Origin of the sequence: Herbaspirillum sp. B65, from assembly GCF_000333555.1 — a bacterium.
In the GTDB taxonomy this organism is placed as follows: Bacteria; Pseudomonadota; Gammaproteobacteria; order Burkholderiales; family Burkholderiaceae_D; genus Herbaspirillum; species Herbaspirillum rubrisubalbicans.
Window position 1 is genome coordinate 1 of record NZ_BADI01000072.1, and the last position, 1,741, is coordinate 1,741.

The 1,741-nt window shown below is 60.4% G+C and carries 1 protein-coding gene and 2 pseudogenes; 2 read left to right on the forward strand and 1 reads right to left on the reverse strand.

From position 1 onward, the window contains the following. Window positions 1-337 (reverse strand): annotated as a pseudogene (locus I5W_RS01760) (helix-turn-helix domain-containing protein); the annotation flags it as partial. A 750-nt stretch (window positions 338-1,087) separates the two neighbouring features. Here I5W_RS01760 and I5W_RS31910 point away from each other — a divergent pair. Both I5W_RS31910 and I5W_RS01770 read left to right on the forward strand, forming a co-directional pair. Then, window positions 1,088-1,588, forward strand: a complete 501-nt coding sequence (locus tag I5W_RS31910) for a hypothetical protein (RefSeq protein ID WP_044527961.1) — start codon at window positions 1,088-1,090, stop codon at window positions 1,586-1,588. Next, window positions 1,522-1,741, forward strand: a pseudogene (locus tag I5W_RS01770) (D-xylose ABC transporter ATP-binding protein); the annotation flags it as partial. The gene I5W_RS31910 and the pseudogene I5W_RS01770, both read left to right, overlap by 67 nt.

Consider the following 1,741-nt stretch of genomic DNA (forward strand, 5'->3'; position numbering starts at 1 on the left):
TGGGGCCCGTGGTGCCGATTTGATGGGCGCGACTGCCTTCGAGCACCATCAACTGTTCTTGCGTGAGCGCCCGGCCATTGAGCAGGTGACCGCGCTGGTGGGTATTGCACAAGCCGATCACCAACTGATCGGGCGGCGGCACGATGCGCTCGTGCAGGGCGGTATTGGTGCTTTCTCGGATGAAACAGAAATCCTCGGTCTGCACCATGGCCAGCGCACCGACGAAGCGGCCACTGCCCAATTGCTGGTACTCCTGCTCCCATCCGGTGAGCATACTGGCTTGTTCATCCACGTCCGAGAACTGCACGGCGTGGACCGAAAAATCGTCGCAAGACATGGCGCGGCTCCTTATGTTCTGGGTAAATCCATGCAAATTCCGCGCCAGTCGATGGCGACCGGTGCAGCAGGCTGACCCTGAAAAAACACGCGGAAACGACAAGCAAGACGCGCATCGACGCCGCGGACCAGGTCCACGGACGGCGAGGGGCAGGCAGGTATGGTGTTCCGTCTCCGTTGTCTCGGAGCGCCTTCGTGGGCGTCTCTCGGACTATCGTTTTTTCCGCCAATCTACTGAAATGCACGATAAACCACAAGGGCTATTCGTCACATAGGGATTCGGGAGCATTGCAGTAGGCAGTCTATCTGTGCTAGGCCATGGCCTGGATCAGGCCAGGATCGCGGCGGGGCCCTCTTGTTGCGGAAAATCTATTCACCCCGGCAGGACAAATGTCTTTGGGGAAGCCATTGCTATGCATGATTATTCATATAAATCATTTTCATGCCCTTGCCGCAGTGAGGGGGGCAACGTCACGCGTTGCTGAAGAATAGTTCACATTATCAAGCATACAGATGTTCTGAAAAGCAATTCCCCGCAGGCGAAAGCTAGCACCTAGGTGCGATTGTCGGCGTCTGCAAGCTTGGGTTGAATGGCATCGGGAAGAAATTTTACGAGTTTTGACACAAATAAATTCGAGGTGAGGCCAATCTCCTTCAGTAGGCGGCAAGCGCCAGGAGGATGCTGCCCAGGCCCAAGAACAAGCCCGATCCGTGTCATTGCCAACGACTCACACTGCTCAGGGAAAAGCTCATGACCATCACCATTGCCCCCAATCGAATGACTGCGCTGGCCTCTGCGCCCTCGGCCAGGACCACATCGTCAAGCCGCACACGCAAGGCCAATGCGGCCAGCGTGACCAGCACTACCGGCGTGACCAGCTCGGCAGCCGTGGCAGTGGATGGCATCACGTCCACCGATGCCTTCGACGGCGGCAAGTCCTCCCTGGCCGAGGGCAGGGCCAGCAGCCTGGCGCCTTCGCACCATGCGCGCAGCCAGCGGCGCGAGCAGGCGCAGCGCTCGCACCCGCAGCGCATCGAGGCCGCCAGCGGGCCGGCCCCGCAGCCGCCGCTGGTGATGGCCAGTAGCTCCGCCGAGCTCGCCGATGCCGCCCAGCCATCCCAGGCGGTCGTGAGCCAGCACACCGCAGCACAAGACTTGCTTGCCGCCACCGTGAGCGAGCAAGCCGCGCGCGTGGATACATCTCCCACAAACTCGACGAAGTGGCCGAGATCTGCGACACCATCTCGGTGATCCGCGATGGCAAGCACATCGCCACCACCCCAATGCAAGAGATGGATGTGGACAAGATCATCACCCAGATGGTCGGCCGCGAAATCACCGCCATGTACCCGGAACGCAACCACGCCATCGGCGAGGTGGTGCGGAGGCGCGCCACATCACCTG